Origin of the sequence: Salmonella sp. SAL03688, assembly GCF_046551895.1 — a bacterium.
GTDB classification, from domain to species: Bacteria; Pseudomonadota; Gammaproteobacteria; order Enterobacterales; family Enterobacteriaceae; genus Salmonella; species Salmonella enterica.
This window is the reverse complement of sequence record NZ_JBGDVI010000010.1, coordinates 63572-79344: the sequence shown is the minus strand read 5'-3', so window position 1 is coordinate 79344 and position 15773 is coordinate 63572. Positions and strand designations below refer to the sequence as shown.

The window sequence follows — 15773 nt, the reverse complement described above, 5'->3', positions numbered from 1 at the left end:
ATGATGAAAGTATTAATTGTTGAAAGTGAGTTTCTGCATCAGGACACCTGGGTTGGCAACGCGGTTGAGCGTCTGGCGGATGCCTTGAGCCAACAAAATGTTACCGTCATTAAATCGACATCCTTCGATGACGGCTATGCCATCTTGTCCGCGAACGAAGCCATTGACTGTCTGATGTTTAGCTACCAAATGGAACAACCGGATGAGCACCTGAGCGTCAGGCAATTGATCGGTAAGCTTCACGAGCGTCAGCAAAACGTGCCCGTTTTCCTGTTAGGCGACAGGGAAAAAGCGACGGCATCGCTGGACCGCGACCTGCTGGAGCTTGTCGATGAATTCGCCTGGATTCTGGAAGACACCGCTGACTTTATCGCCGGACGCGCCGTTGCCGCCATGACCCGGTATCGCCAGCAACTGTTACCGCCGCTGTTTAACGCGTTGATGAAATACAGCGACATTCATGAATATTCATGGGCGGCGCCGGGACACCAGGGCGGCGTCGGTTTCACTAAAACGCCTGCCGGTCGCTTTTATCACGATTATTATGGCGAAAACCTGTTCCGCAGCGATATGGGGATTGAGCGTACCACGCTCGGTTCACTCCTCGACCATACCGGCGCGTTTGGCGAAAGCGAGAAAAACGCCGCCCGCGTATTCGGTGCTGACCGCTCCTGGTCCGTGGTTGTCGGGACCTCCGGTTCTAACCGTACTATTATGCAGGCCTGTATGACGGATAATGATGTCGTTGTACTGGATCGTAACTGCCATAAATCCATCGAGCAGGGGCTGATCCTCACTGGGGCCAAACCGGTATATATGGTGCCAAGCCGTAACCGTTACGGCATTATCGGGCCAATCTACCCGCAGGAAATGCAGCCTGAAACCTTGCAGAAAAAAATCAGCGCCAGCCCGCTGACCAAAACTAAAGCCGGACAGAAACCGTCTTACAGCGTAGTGACCAACTGTACCTATGACGGCGTATGCTATAACGCCAAAGAGGCGCAGGATCTGCTGGCAAAAACCAGCGATCGCATTCACTTCGACGAAGCATGGTACGGCTATGCGCGCTTCAACCCGATTTATTGCGATCACTACGCGATGCGCGGCGAGCCAGGCGACCATAACGGTCCGACCGTGTTTGCCACCCACTCCACGCACAAACTACTGAATGCGCTTTCACAAGCTTCCTACATTCACGTCCGTGAAGGCCGTGGCGCGGTGAATTTCTCCCGCTTCAACCAGGCATATATGATGCATGCCACCACCTCTCCGTTATATGCCATCTGCGCATCCAACGATGTGGCGGTATCGATGATGGACGGTAACAGCGGTCTGTCCCTGACTCAAGAGGTGATTGACGAAGCAGTTGATTTCCGTCAGGCGATGGCGCGTCTTTATAAAGAGTTTACCGATGAAGGCGACTGGTTCTTTAAACCGTGGAATAAAGACGTCGTCACCGATCCACAAACCGGTAAAACGTATGACTTCGCCGACGCGCCGGCAAAACTGCTGGCCACCGACCAGAACTGCTGGGTCATGCGCCCCGGGGAAACCTGGCACGGCTTTAAAGACCTGCCGGATAACTGGAGTATGCTGGACCCGATTAAAGTCAGTATCCTGGCGCCGGGTATGGGCGACGATGGCGAACTGGAAGCATCCGGCGTACCTGCTGCGCTGGTCACAGCATGGCTTGGCCGCCACGGTATCGTGCCGACCCGCACCACCGACTTCCAGATTATGTTCCTGTTCTCTATGGGGGTAACTCGCGGGAAATGGGGAACGCTGATCAACACGCTGTGCTCCTTCAAACATCATTACGACGCGAATACGCCGCTGGCGCAGGTGATGCCGGAACTGGTGCAGGATTATCCTGACACTTACGCGAACATGGGTATTCATGACTTGGGCGATAAAATGTTTGCCTGGCTACGTGAAAATAACCCGGGCGCCCGTCTCAACGCCGCTTATTCCACCCTGCCGGTTGCGGAGATTACCCCGCGCGACGCCTACAACGCGATCGTGAACGACAATATTGAAATGGTGGCGATTGAAAATCTACCGGGTCGCATTGCGGCGAACTCCGTTATTCCTTACCCGCCAGGCATCCCGATGCTGCTCTCCGGTGAAAACTTTGGCGATGAAAACAGTCCGCAGGTGGGTTACTTACGCTCACTGCAATCCTGGGATCATCACTTCCCTGGCTTTGAGCATGAAACCGAAGGCACGGAAATTATTGATGGCGTATATCACGTTATGTGCGTGAAAGCCTAATCACAAAGAGTCTTTTTTTTGAGGATGGCATGTATTCCCTGAGTATTGCTGCAAAACAATAATACTGTCATACCTTTTTGCGCGGGCCCCATCCCGCGCTTTTTTTATACAAAAATGACAAGTTTCCACTCGCGTACAACTTTTTGTACACCCTAATTCATCGTACAAATATTGTAATATTATTCAGGAAAGTTATTTTAGTGCAGTTTCAATTCATCACACAATTGACTCAGTCCCCGTTATCTCTCCCGTTTGGCGAGATCCGGTCTTTTATGTTCATATTCCAGGAGTTCGGGTATGAGGATTTGCAGCAACGAGCCTTGCATAGTGTTATTAACCGAAAAAGATACATGGTTACGAGTAAATGGTAAGGAGCCAATCAGTTTAAAAGCGAATCATATGGCCATTCTGGCTTGTGAAAATAACGTTATTGACATTTCATCATTAAATAGCGTGCTAGTAATACAAGTGAGTCGCAATAATATTAAAGACTATTTACAATTCCTGAATAAAGATCTCTCACACCTTCCCGTCTGGCAACGCAACGCCGATCCCTTATTGACCGCCAACTGTCTGACGCCGGATATCTTCAGGGTCGCCGCCCGCTACAGCGCGATGGAAGCACCGGATGAAATTGTTAGTGAACGTACCCGTGCGCTCCTTTTCACCGTTTTATCCCGCTTTCTTGACCACAAAAAATTTATTTCTTTGTTAATGCACATGCTGCGCAGCCGCATCAGTGACAGCGTTTACCACATCATTCAGAGCGATATTCATAAAGACTGGAATCTGAGCGCCGTTGCCAGCTGCCTGTGCCTGAGTCCAAGCTTGTTAAAGAAAAAGCTCAAAAACGAGAATACCAGTTATAGCCAAATAATCACGACCTGCCGAATGCGTTATGCCGTAAACCAATTATTAATGGACGGAAAGAATATCTCTCAAGTCTCACAGCTGTGTGGGTATAACAGCACATCGTACTTTATTTCCGTGTTTAAAGAGTTTTATGGTATGACCCCCCTGCATTATGTTAGCCAACATCGGGAACGATCGGCTGCCTAATTTTTCTACACTCAACGATAAGACACGATAATAACAGCATTGGCGATAACCCGTCTCCGACATAATTCAGCGGCATTCTGAGGGGGTATGATACGACGTAATTTATCGTAACGAAGTCACCTTTTCAGGAGTCCAAATTATGTCTTCGGATGCTGATGCTCACAAAGTGGGCCTAATCCCCGTCACCTTAATGGTATCGGGGAATATTATGGGTTCAGGGGTATTCTTACTCCCTGCCAACCTGGCGGCCACTGGCGGGATTGCAATCTACGGATGGCTGGTCACTATCATCGGCGCCCTGGCGCTGTCGATGGTTTATGCCAAAATGTCGTCCTTAGATCCCAGTCCCGGCGGTTCCTATGCCTACGCACGCCGCTGCTTCGGGCCGTTTTTGGGCTATCAAACGAACGTGCTGTACTGGCTGGCATGCTGGATCGGTAATATCGCGATGGTCGTTATCGGCGTCGGCTATCTGAGCTATTTCTTCCCGATTCTGAAAGATCCGCTGGTATTAACGCTTACCTGCGTCGCGGTGCTGTGGATTTTTGTTCTGCTGAACATCGTCGGGCCGAAAATGATTACCCGCGTACAGGCCGTCGCCACCGTACTGGCGCTGGTGCCTATCGTAGGGATTGCGGTCTTCGGCTGGTTCTGGTTTAAAGGCGAAACCTATATGGCGGCCTGGAACGTGAGCGGCATGAATACCTTCGGGGCGATTCAAAGCACGTTGAACGTCACGCTATGGTCATTCATCGGGGTAGAAAGCGCCTCCGTTGCGGCCGGTGTGGTCAAAAACCCGAAACGCAACGTGCCTATCGCCACCATCGGCGGGGTACTGATCGCCGCCGTCTGCTATGTGCTCTCCACAACGGCGATTATGGGGATGATCCCCAACGCGGCGCTGCGTGTGTCGGCATCGCCTTTCGGTGACGCGGCGCGTATGGCGCTGGGCGATACCGCAGGGGCTATTGTTTCCTTCTGTGCGGCAGCGGGTTGCCTGGGCTCTCTCGGCGGCTGGACGCTGCTTGCCGGTCAAACCGCAAAAGCGGCGGCGGACGATGGTCTCTTCCCGCCGATCTTCGCGCGGGTTAATAAAGCCGGTACGCCAGTGGCTGGGTTGCTTATCGTCGGCGTGCTGATGACTATCTTCCAGTTCAGCAGTATGTCGCCGAACGCCGCGAAAGAGTTTGGTCTGGTCTCCTCCGTGTCGGTTATCTTCACCCTGGTGCCTTATCTTTACACCTGTGCCGCGCTGTTACTGTTGGGCCACGGTCACTTTGGTAAAGCGCGCCCGCTGTATCTGCTGATTACCTTCGTCGCGTTTGTGTATTGCATCTGGGCGGTCATCGGTTCCGGCGCCAAAGAAGTGATGTGGTCGTTCGTCACGTTGATGGTGATCACCGCGCTGTATGCGTTGAACTACAACCGCATTCACAAAAACCCGTATCCGCTGGATGCGCCGGTTAAACAGGATTGACCACGTGTAGTTAATGTTATCGCAACAGGCCGGATAGCGCAGGTTATCCGGCCACCACCAACATTAAGTTCTTAAGGTTCACTTAATTTTACTTTGTCACGATTAGCGTCACCGAATCGATGGACGCATCAACATGTTAAAGCGCTTTCTTAAAAGACCTGTTCTTGGGCAAATCGCCTGGCTTCTGCTTTTTTCCTTTTATATTGCCGTCTGCCTGAACATTGCGTTCTACAAGCAGGTACTACAAGACCTACCGTTAAACTCGCCGCGCAATGTACTGGTGTTTATTTCCATGCCGGTCGTCGCGTTTAGCGTGGTCAATAGTGTGCTGACGCTGGCCTCATTTATTTGGCTAAACCGACTGCTGGCCTGCGTTTTTATTCTGGTCGGCGCTGCCGCGCAGTATTTTATTTTGACTTACGGCATCATCATCGATCGCTCCATGATCGCCAATATGATGGATACCACGCCCGCGGAAACCTTTGCGCTGATGACGCCGCAAATGGTGCTGACGCTGGGATTAAGCGGCGTTCTGGCAGCCGTGATTGCCTTCTGGGTCAAAATCCGTCCGGCGACGCCGCGCTTACGTAGCGGGCTTTACCGCCTGGCCAGCGTCCTGATCTCTATTTTATTAGTTATTCTGGTCGCCGCCTTTTTCTATAAAGATTACGCCTCGCTATTTCGAAATAATAAACAGTTGATCAAAGCGTTAAGCCCATCGAACAGTATTGTCGCCAGTTGGTCATGGTATTCGCATCAACGGCTGGCGAATTTGCCGCTGGTACGCATTGGCGAGGATGCCCATCGCAATCCATTAATGCTGAAAGGCGATCGCAAAAACCTGACGATTCTTATCGTTGGCGAAACCTCGCGCGGTGATGATTTCTCTCTTGGCGGCTATCCGCGCGACACCAATCCGCGGCTGGCGAAAGACGATGTGATCTACTTCCCGCATACCACCTCTTGCGGTACGGCGACCGCGATCTCCGTTCCCTGCATGTTTTCTGATATGCCGCGCAAACATTATGACGAAGAGCTGGCGCATCACCAGGAAGGGCTGCTGGATATTATCCAGCGCGCGGGGATTAACGTACTGTGGAATGATAATGACGGCGGCTGTAAAGGCGCATGCGATCGCGTTCCGCATCAAAATGTCACCGAGCTAAACCTGCCCGGACAATGTATCGACGGCGAGTGCTACGATGAAGTGTTATTTCACGGTCTGGAAGACTATATCGACCATTTGAAAGGCGATGGCGTTATTGTATTACATACCATCGGCAGCCACGGCCCAACCTATTACAACCGTTATCCACCGCAGTTTAAAAAATTTACCCCAACCTGTGACACTAATGAAATTCAGAACTGTTCCCAACAGCAGTTGATCAACACCTATGATAATACCGTGCTGTACGTGGACTATATTGTAGATAAAGCTATTAACCTGCTGAAATCTCATCAGGATAAATTCACCACCAGCCTGGTCTATCTTTCCGATCACGGCGAATCATTGGGTGAAAATGGCGTTTATTTACACGGTTTGCCGTATTCCATTGCGCCGGATACGCAAAAACATGTCCCGATGCTCATTTGGCTTTCTAAAGATTATCAACAGCGTTATCAGGTGGATCAGGCCTGCCTGCAAAAACGGGCGAGCACGCTGGATTATTCACAGGACAATCTTTTCTCAACCATGCTGGGATTAACCGGCGTACAAACGACGTATTACCAGGCCGCAGATGATATTCTGCAACCGTGCAGGAGACTAAGCGAATGAAGATACTGATTGTTGAAGACGACACGCTATTATTACAGGGGTTAATACTCGCCGCGCAAACCGAAGGCTATGCGTGTGATGGCGTTTCGACAGCGCGTGCCGCCGAGCATAGTCTGGAGTCTGGTCATTACAGTCTGATGGTGCTGGATTTAGGGCTGCCCGATGAGGATGGCCTGCATTTCCTGACGCGAATCCGACAGAAAAAATACACCCTGCCGGTACTCATTCTGACCGCCCGCGATACGCTCAATGACCGCATTACCGGGCTGGATGTCGGCGCAGATGATTATCTGGTTAAACCCTTCGCCCTGGAGGAGTTGCACGCCCGCATCCGCGCGCTGCTGCGCCGCCATAATAACCAGGGTGAAAGTGAACTGACGGTTGGCAATCTGACGCTCAATATAGGCCGCCATCAGGCATGGAGGGATGGACAGGAACTGACCCTGACGCCTAAGGAGTACGCGTTGCTCTCACGGTTGATGCTCAAGGCAGGCAGTCCGGTGCACCGGGAAATTCTTTATAACGATATCTACAACTGGGATAACGAACCCTCGACCAACACTCTGGAAGTGCATATACATAATTTGCGCGACAAAGTCGGCAAGTCGCGCATTCGCACGGTTCGCGGGTTTGGCTACATGCTGGTTGCCACTGAGGAAAGCTAAGTGAGCCTGATGCGTTTTCAGCGAAGAGCGATGACCCTTCGCCAGCGTTTAATGCTGACAATTGGTCTTATTCTGCTGGTGTTCCAGTTAATCAGTACCTTCTGGTTATGGCATGAAAGCACTGAGCAAATCCAATTGTTCGAGCAGGCGCTGCGGGATAATCGCAACAACGATCGCCATATCATGCACGAAATTCGCGAGGCGGTCGCCAGCCTGATCGTCCCCGGCGTATTTATGGTTAGCCTGACGCTGCTAATTTGTTACCAGGCGGTACGGCGTATTACCCGTCCGCTCGCCGAACTGCAAAAAGAGCTGGAAGCGCGGACGGCGGATAATCTGGCGCCGATCGCCATTCACAGCTCCACGCTTGAGATTGAGTCCGTCGTCTCGGCGATCAATCAACTGGTTACGCGTTTGACCACCACGCTCGACAATGAACGCCTTTTTACCGCCGATGTGGCCCATGAGCTACGCACGCCGCTGTCGGGGGTGCGTTTGCATCTGGAATTATTGTCAAAAACCCACAATGTTGATGTCGCGCCGCTTATCGCCCGTCTTGACCAGATGATGGATAGCGTCTCCCAGCTTCTGCAACTGGCGCGCGTGGGCCAGTCATTCTCTTCCGGGAATTATCAGGAAGTAAAACTGCTGGAAGATGTGATCCTCCCCTCCTACGATGAGCTGAACACCATGCTGGAAACGCGCCAGCAAACTCTGTTGCTGCCGGAAAGCGCGGCGGACGTGGTGGTGCGCGGTGACGCGACGTTACTGCGTATGCTGCTGCGAAATCTGGTGGAAAACGCGCATCGCTATAGCCCTGAAGGAACCCATATCACTATCCACATTAGCGCCGACCCCGACGCTATTATGGCGGTCGAAGACGAGGGGCCGGGTATTGATGAAAGCAAATGCGGGAAGCTAAGCGAAGCGTTCGTGCGGATGGACAGCCGTTATGGCGGAATTGGCCTGGGGCTGAGTATCGTCAGCCGCATCACCCAGCTACATCAGGGACAGTTTTTCCTGCAAAACCGTACGGAAAGAACAGGCACCCGTGCCTGGGTGCTGTTGAAAAAGGCATAACAGGCGTTTAATACGTCGTGACCCACACATAGATAAAACTGCTGACAATCAGCACACTACACAGGGTCGTCAAACTTTTATAAATATAGCTTTTCATGACGCTCTCCTCCAAAGGTATGGAGGAGAGTATGCCCGCGAGAGATTAAGCGAACCTTAAGCGCGAAATTTATTCATCGATACGCGGATGTTGCTGTACCAGACGCGAACGTTTGACCTGCAGCTCCGCAATTTCCTGATCGATGTCGTCGATTTTCTGCTCAATATTATCGTAATGCTCGCCCAGAATTTCCTTCGCTTCCTGAATGTCCGACGCCGCTGGCGTTGCGCCTTTTAGCGGACGATTGGCCGTCTCTTTCATGGAAATACCGGTAATCAAGCCTATCACCGCGATGACCATCAAATAATACGCCGGCATCATCAGATCCTGCGAGCTTTCCACCAGCCAGGCCGCCAGCGTTGGCGTCAGACCGGCAATCAATACAGAGATATTAAAAGCCGCCGCCAGCGCGCTGTAACGAATATGCGTCGGAAACATCGCCGGCAATGTCGAGGCCATCACCCCGGTAAAGCAGTTCAGAATCACCGCCAGCATCAACAAACCGGCAAAAATCAGGCCAATAACGTTACTGTTAATCAGGATGAAGGCCGGGATCGCCAGCGCGAACAGCGCAATGCTGCCCATAATCACAAACGGACGACGACCGAAACGGTCGCTCAGCAGCCCCATCACCGGCTGCACAAACAGCATCCCGATCATAATGGCGATGATAATCAACACGCCGTGATCTTCAGAATAGTGCAGGTTATGCGACAGGTAGCTCGGCATGTAGGTGAGCAGCATGTAGTAGGTCACGTTGGTGGCAATCACCAGACCGATACATGACAACAGGCTACGCCAGTGTTTGGTGGCAATCTCTTTAAAGGAGACTTTCGGCCCATCCTGCAACCCTTCGCGGTCGCCCTGCTCCAGTTTATCCACGTGCTGCTGAAACGCTGGCGTCTCCTCCAGCGCATGGCGTAAGTAGAGACCAATAATCCCCAATGGCAGGGCGATAAAGAACGGAATACGCCAGCCCCACTCAAGGAAATTCTCCTCGCCGACAATCGTTGAGATCAAGACCACCACGCCCGCGCCCAGCACGAACCCGGCGATGGAACCAAAATCCAGCCAGCTTCCCATAAATCCGCGTTTACGATCCGGCGAATATTCCGCGACAAAGATCGACGCGCCGGTATATTCCCCGCCAACCGAGAAGCCCTGCGCCATTTTACACAGCAACAACAGTATTGGCGCCCAGATACCGATCGTCGCGTAAGAGGGGATTAACCCGATACAGAAGGTACTGATCGACATAATCACAATCGTGATCGCCAGGATCTTCTGGCGCCCGTATTTATCGCCGAGCATACCAAAGAATAACCCGCCGAGCGGACGAATCAGGAAGGGAACGGAAAACGTGGCCAGCGCGGCAATCATCTGGACGCTGGGATCGGCGCCGGGGAAAAAGACTTTACCCAACGCGTAGGCAACAAATCCATAAACACCAAAATCAAACCACTCCATCGCGTTGCCCAGCGAGGCGGCGGTAATCGCTTTGCGAAGTTTACCATCATCAATGATGGTCACATCGCCCAGTGTAATCGGTTTTATTTTTTTCCTTTTCAGCATAGCTGTCCTCATAGGCTAAGCCCTGTAGCGCTATATACGGCGGGCACTGGCATACCGCGCCAGCGTCGCCGTCGAGCGGAGGGAGGGGCGCGAACGCTATCCCTCATACAAGCGTAGCAGGTTTACTTACACTGTCCGGTTACGGACTGTACAACCGAACCTGTTGACGCCTGAATGGGCAGTTAATGACCTTTTTACCCTAACAGGGTTTAAATATGTGATCAACTTCACACATATATGTCAATTCGGTCAAAAGGTGTAAATAAGGACGCCCTAATGCGCTGTGGTGACAGTAAAAAAGCGGTTATTTGAGTGTAAACCATTGCTGACTGGCGTGGCGCAGACCCTTTTATAAAAGCGGCAATAGTCCCGACAACGCTAAGGATTTTGTGTATAATTGCGGCCTTTTTCGGCGATCTGCCATTTTTGGGCGCGTTTGCCCCCGCTGACTTTTTGAGGATACCAACATGTCATTACCCCACTGCCCGCAATGTAACTCCGAATATACCTACGAAGATAACGGCATGTTCATCTGCCCGGAATGCGCTCACGAATGGAACGATGCGGAACCCGCTCAGGAGAGCGATGAGCTGATTGTCAAAGACGCCAACGGCAACCTGCTGGCGGACGGCGATAGCGTCACCATCGTGAAAGATCTGAAAGTAAAAGGCAGCTCTTCCATGCTGAAAATCGGCACCAAAGTGAAGAATATTCGTCTGGTTGAAGGCGACCATAACATCGACTGCAAAATCGATGGTTTTGGCCCGATGAAACTGAAATCCGAGTTCGTGAAAAAGAACTGATTTACCGTGTCATTGCCCGGTAGCGCCTCGCTTACCGGGCCTGAGCGGCCCTGCCACCGACAATATTGTGCCAATTTCGAACTACACTTAACGAGCATCTCTTACCTGAGGTAACCATCATGCCGTTAAGTCCCTATCTCTCTTTTGCCGGCAACTGTGCCGACGCCATCGCGTATTATCAACAAACGTTAGGCGCAGAACTGCTTTATAAACTCAGCTTCGGTGAAATGCCCCCCTCGGCGGCGGATAACGAAGAGGGCTGCCCGTCAGGAATGCGCTTTCCCGATACTGCTATCGCCCACGCCAACATGCGCATTGCCGGCAGCGATATCATGATGAGTGATGCCAGCGCGTCGGGAACGGCGCATTATTCCGGCTTTACGCTGGTGCTTGATACCCAGGATGTAGCAGAAGGGAAGCGCTGGTTTGATAACCTTGCCGCACAAGGGCAAATCGAAATGGACTGGCAGGAGACCTTCTGGGCGCAGGGTTTCGGCAAGGTCAGCGATCGTTTCGGTGTGCCGTGGATGATTAACGTGGTTAAACATCAGCCTGCCACCTAACTCCCCGGGAGGCTCGCCCTCCCCCTTGCCATCAGAGTGATCTTTGGCTGCACGTTATCCGCCGTTTAACTGCCATAGAATAAATAATGACGGTAGTTTGCTACAGTCTGTCGAAAGATGGTTGATCCTGATGAAGCGTCGGGAGGACATTATGCCAGTCTGTGAATTACGCCACGCGACAACAGAGGATACCGATTCTGTTTACGCGCTTATCTGTGAGTTACTTAAAAATGAGCTTGATTATCAGGCTTTCAGGGATGGATTTGCCGCTAATTTACTGGACCCCAACGTTCATTATCGTTTAGCGCTGCGCAACGGAGAGGTAGTCGGCATGATCAGCCTGCATATGCAGTTTCATCTCCATCATGCCAACTGGATTGGCGAAATTCAGGAGCTGGTGGTATTACCGCAGATGCGGGGACAAAAAGTTGGCAGTCAGCTTCTGGCCTGGGCAGAAGAAGAAGCACGTCAGGCGGGCGCCGAGCTAACGGAGCTTTCCACAAATATTAAACGCCGCGATGCACACCGTTTTTATCTTCGCGAAGGTTACAAGCAAAGTCATTTTCGGTTTACGAAAGCATTGTGATCTGGCAGCCGTCATCGGGAGATAAGGCATAACGTAATCAACCGTCACCGGGTGAAGTAGCGGAGCCATCTTAATTCTACTGTCGGCAAGCCTGGATAAAGGTTAAACGAGCTGACTCGCTTCTTTAGCAAAAATGGCCCTTTTAAGTTGTAGAAATGTAAATTTATTGTCAACGAACTACACTTTTCTCTTTGGCATCACCGGGAGGGTTGCCTGAAAATCCCGGGATGAGGTTTTCTTAGAAGGACAGTGACGTTATGTTCGCAGCAATCATTATCGGTATTTTTATTATCAGCGTCATTTATGCGCATTCACGCGGGGTGGAAAAACAAAAACTTTCCCGTCAGCTCTTTGACCACTCGACGTTTATGGCGCCGATCAATATGTTCATGACTCGCTTCTCAACGTTACCGGCAAAGCAGCCGTACTTTGATACCACGGCATTTCCAGAGCTGCAGAAGCTGACGGAAAACTGGCAGGTGATTCGTGAAGAGGCGCTACGGCTTCAGCATCACATAAAAGCCGCGCAGGCCAATAACGACGCCGGATTCAACACCTTTTTCAAGCGCGGCTGGAAACGGTTTTACCTTAAATGGTATTCCGATGCCCACCCGTCGGCGGAAACGTTATGCCCGATAACGACAAAGCTGGTCAACAGCGTCCCCTCTATTAAAGCGGCGATGTTCGCCGAGTTGCCTCCCGGAGCCTATCTGGGAAAACATCGCGACCCCTATGCCGGTTCAGTACGTTACCATCTTGGATTAAGCACACCGAATGACGACCGCTGTTTTATTGAAGTTGATCGACAGCGCTATAGCTGGCGCGACGGCGAAGCCGTCATCTTCGACGAAACCTACGTTCATTGGGCGGAAAATAAAACTGAGCAGACGCGTATTATCCTCTTTTGCGATATTGAGCGTCCAATGAAATGGCGCTGGGCGCAGAGCGTAAACCACTGGGTCGGCGCATCGTTGATGTCCGCCGCCAGTTCGCCAAACGACGAGAACGATCGCACCGGTGCGATTAATCGCATCTTTAAATACGTTCACGCAGCACGCGATGCCGGGCAACGGCTGAAAAAGAAAAACCGCACTCTCTATTACGCGCTGAAATATCTCGTTATTGCCGCTATTTTTGCCGCGATAATCCTTTTCAGCCTCCTCTGAAGCCGGGCCGCGGTATGGCACTGCCTGCCGCGGCCTGTTCTATCCTGGCGTTAGTCTCAACGCGTTCCCTGGCCTTGAGTCTATCCATCCGGGTAATTTCCACTTCAGGCAGAGCAGATTGCCGGATGGCGGCTCCGCCTTATCTGGCCTGCGCTCAGCGTTTCTCCCCATAATAAATGTCATGCGGCATTTTCTTTCGACACGTCAAAACTGACGATAGCCTGTTTTTCGTCAGGGTTTTGAGCAAAATTCGCCCGTAATATCAGGGAAAGCCCATACTAAAAAAGTGGCATAAAACATGCATACTGAGGGCGACAGCGCGTATGCGCGATTTGATTAACTGGAGCGAAACCGATGAAAAAAGTCGTCACGGTTTGCCCGTATTGCGCATCAGGTTGCAAAATCAATCTGGTGGTCGATAACGGCAAAATCGTCCGGGCTGAGGCGGCGCAGGGGAAAACCAACCAGGGTACCCTGTGTCTGAAGGGCTACTACGGCTGGGATTTTATTAATGATACCCAGATCCTGACCCCGCGCCTGAAAACCCCAATGATCCGTCGCCAGCGTGGCGGCAAACTGGAATCTGTTTCCTGGGATGAAGCGCTCAATTACGTCGCTGAACGTTTGAGCGCCATCAAAGCGAAGTACGGTCCGGATGCAATCCAGACAACCGGCTCCTCTCGCGGTACCGGAAATGAAACCAACTATGTAATGCAAAAATTCGCACGCGCCGTTATTGGTACCAATAACGTTGACTGCTGCGCTCGCGTCTGACACGGCCCATCGGTTGCAGGTCTGCACCAATCGGTCGGTAACGGCGCAATGAGTAATGCAATTAACGAAATTGATAACACTGATTTAGTGTTCGTCTTCGGGTATAACCCGGCGGATTCCCACCCTATCGTGGCGAATCATGTGATTAACGCTAAACGCAACGGGGCGAAAATTATCGTCTGCGATCCGCGCAAAATTGAAACCGCGCGCATTGCCGACATGCATATCGCGTTGAAAAACGGCTCGAATATCGCGCTGCTCAACGCCATGGGGCATGTCATTATTGAAGAAAACCTGTACGACAAAGCGTTTGTCGCCAGCCGTACCGAAGGTTTTGAAGAGTACAGTAAGATTGTCGAAGGCTATACGCCGGAGTCCGTCGAAGAGATCACTGGCGTGAGCGCACAGGAAATTCGTCAGGCGGCGCGGATGTATGCCAGCGCGAAAAGCGCAGCGATCTTGTGGGGGATGGGCGTCACCCAGTTCTATCAGGGTGTGGAAACCGTGCGTTCACTGACCAGCCTCGCGATGCTGACCGGCAACCTCGGCAAGCCAAGCGCGGGCGTTAACCCGGTTCGCGGCCAGAACAACGTTCAGGGCGCGTGCGATATGGGCGCGCTCCCGGATACTTATCCGGGCTACCAGTACGTTAAGTTCCCGGAAAACCGCGAGAAGTTCGCTAAAGCCTGGGGCGTAGAAAGTCTGCCTGCGCATACCGGCTATCGCATCAGCGAGCTGCCGCACCGTGCGGCGCATGGCGAAGTGCGCGCGGCGTACATTATGGGTGAAGATCCGCTGCAAACCGATGCGGAACTCTCTGCAGTACGTAAAGCGTTTGAGGATCTGGAACTGGTCATCGTGCAGGATATCTTCATGACCAAAACCGCGTCGGCGGCGGATGTGATTTTACCCTCTACCTCCTGGGGCGAGCATGAAGGCGTCTTCTCTGCGGCTGACCGTGGCTTCCAGCGCTTCTTTAAAGCCGTTGAGCCGAAGTGGGACCTGAAAACCGACTGGCAGATTATCAGTGAAATCGCCACCCGGATGGGCTATCCGATGCACTACAACAACACCCAGGAGATCTGGGATGAGTTGCGTCATCTGTGCCCGGATTTCTACGGCGCCACTTACGAGAAAATGGGCGAGCTGGGCTATATCCAGTGGCCGTGCCGCGACACGTCGGATGCCGATCAGGGAACCTCGTACCTCTTTAAAGAGAAGTTCGATACCCCCAACGGTCTGGCGCAGTTCTTCACCTGCGACTGGGTAGCGCCTATCGATAAACTCACCGAAGAGTACCCGATGGTACTGTCGACGGTGCGCGAAGTCGGCCACTACTCCTGCCGCTCAATGACCGGTAACTGTGCGGCGCTGGCCGCGCTGGCCGATGAACCGGGCTATGCGCAAATCAATACCGCCGACGCCGCGCGTCTGGGCATTGAAGATGAAGCGCTGGTGTGGGTTCATTCGCGCAAAGGCAAAATCATCACCCGCGCGCAGGTCAGCGATCGCCCAAACAAAGGGGCGATTTACATGACCTACCAGTGGTGGATTGGCGCCTGTAACGAGCTGGTGACTGAAAACCTCAGCCCGATTACCAAAACGCCGGAGTACAAATACTGCGCCGTACGCGTTGAGCCGATCGCCGATCAGCGAGCCGCCGAGCAGTATGTGATTGATGAGTACAACAAGCTGAAAACCCGCCTGCGCGAAAGCGCAATGGGTTGATCTGCCGGATGGCGGCATCAGAATGCTTTATTCGGCCTGCGTCTACTGTAGGCCTGATTAGATGCATTAGCATCGCCATCAGGCATTTTCCCTATAACAGCCTCCACCCGGAGGCTGTTTTTTTATCCATACGATCTCTTTATACTGTCTTTTCC

At 52.2% G+C, this 15773-nt stretch carries 13 protein-coding genes; 11 read left to right on the top strand and 2 right to left on the bottom strand.

Annotated elements, in window-relative coordinates:
• The first annotated feature begins 3 nt into the window (after window positions 1-3).
• From adiA to pmrB, 6 genes are all read left to right on the top strand, one after another.
• On the top strand, window positions 4-2271 hold the full coding sequence (adiA, locus tag ACLJR2_RS12255; RefSeq protein WP_001538051.1) for an arginine decarboxylase: 2268 nt from the start codon (window positions 4-6) through the stop codon (window positions 2269-2271).
• 297 nt (window positions 2272-2568) lie between these two features.
• A complete protein-coding gene (locus ACLJR2_RS12250) occupies window positions 2569-3330 on the top strand; it encodes an AraC family transcriptional regulator (protein ID WP_001217074.1) in 762 nt (253 codons plus the stop codon).
• A 139-nt stretch (window positions 3331-3469) separates the two neighbouring features.
• Window positions 3470-4807: an arginine/agmatine antiporter gene (gene adiC, locus ACLJR2_RS12245; protein WP_000093130.1), complete on the top strand. Its 1338-nt coding sequence runs from the start codon at window positions 3470-3472 to the stop codon at window positions 4805-4807.
• 133 nt (window positions 4808-4940) lie between these two features.
• Window positions 4941-6584: a phosphoethanolamine transferase EptA gene (gene eptA, locus ACLJR2_RS12240; protein WP_001534544.1), complete on the top strand. Its 1644-nt coding sequence runs from the start codon at window positions 4941-4943 to the stop codon at window positions 6582-6584.
• Window positions 6581-7249: a two-component system response regulator PmrA gene (gene pmrA / locus ACLJR2_RS12235; protein WP_000697899.1), complete on the top strand. Its 669-nt coding sequence runs from the start codon at window positions 6581-6583 to the stop codon at window positions 7247-7249. Before eptA ends, pmrA begins: the two co-directional genes overlap by 4 nt.
• A gap of 9 nt (window positions 7250-7258) precedes the next feature.
• Window positions 7259-8329 (top strand): two-component system sensor histidine kinase PmrB, encoded by a 1071-nt coding sequence (gene pmrB, locus ACLJR2_RS12230; RefSeq protein WP_001212189.1) that lies wholly within the window; start codon window positions 7259-7261, stop codon window positions 8327-8329.
• A 7-nt stretch (window positions 8330-8336) separates the two neighbouring features.
• Here pmrB and pmrR read toward each other — a convergent pair whose 3' ends face one another.
• Together pmrR and proP are read right to left on the bottom strand one after the other, a co-directional pair.
• On the bottom strand, window positions 8337-8426 hold the full coding sequence (gene pmrR, locus ACLJR2_RS12225) for an LpxT activity modulator PmrR (RefSeq protein WP_000844399.1): 90 nt from the start codon (window positions 8424-8426) through the stop codon (window positions 8337-8339).
• 69 nt (window positions 8427-8495) lie between these two features.
• The gene (proP, locus tag ACLJR2_RS12220; RefSeq protein WP_000919710.1) at window positions 8496-9998 is read right to left on the bottom strand and encodes a glycine betaine/L-proline transporter ProP; all 1503 of its coding nucleotides are present in this window, start codon (window positions 9996-9998) and stop codon (window positions 8496-8498) included.
• Window positions 9999-10465: 467 nt separating this feature from the next.
• On the opposite strand from proP, the gene ACLJR2_RS12215 reads away from it, so the two are divergent.
• The 5 genes from ACLJR2_RS12215 to ACLJR2_RS12195 all read left to right on the top strand — a co-directional run bounded on the left by ACLJR2_RS12215 (window position 10466) and on the right by ACLJR2_RS12195 (window position 15618).
• Complete coding sequence (locus ACLJR2_RS12215; protein ID WP_000056482.1) at window positions 10466-10801, top strand: zinc ribbon domain-containing protein YjdM; 336 nt, start codon at window positions 10466-10468, stop codon at window positions 10799-10801.
• Window positions 10802-10920: 119 nt separating this feature from the next.
• Window positions 10921-11364, top strand: coding sequence for a VOC family metalloprotein YjdN (gene yjdN / locus ACLJR2_RS12210; RefSeq protein ID WP_001131301.1), 444 nt, complete (start codon window positions 10921-10923; stop codon window positions 11362-11364).
• Window positions 11365-11515: 151 nt separating this feature from the next.
• Window positions 11516-11950 carry an aminoalkylphosphonate N-acetyltransferase gene (gene phnO / locus ACLJR2_RS12205; protein ID WP_001549776.1) on the top strand — a complete coding sequence of 145 codons (435 nt, stop codon included), beginning with the start codon at window positions 11516-11518 and terminating at the stop codon, window positions 11948-11950.
• Between the two features lie 257 nt (window positions 11951-12207).
• The gene (gene lpxO, locus ACLJR2_RS12200; RefSeq protein ID WP_000457034.1) at window positions 12208-13116 is read left to right on the top strand and encodes a lipid A hydroxylase LpxO; all 909 of its coding nucleotides are present in this window, start codon (window positions 12208-12210) and stop codon (window positions 13114-13116) included.
• A 354-nt stretch (window positions 13117-13470) separates the two neighbouring features.
• Window positions 13471-15618 (top strand): formate dehydrogenase H subunit alpha, selenocysteine-containing, encoded by a 2148-nt coding sequence (locus ACLJR2_RS12195; protein ID WP_011233236.1) that lies wholly within the window; start codon window positions 13471-13473, stop codon window positions 15616-15618.
• Window positions 15619-15773 lie beyond the last annotated feature (155 nt).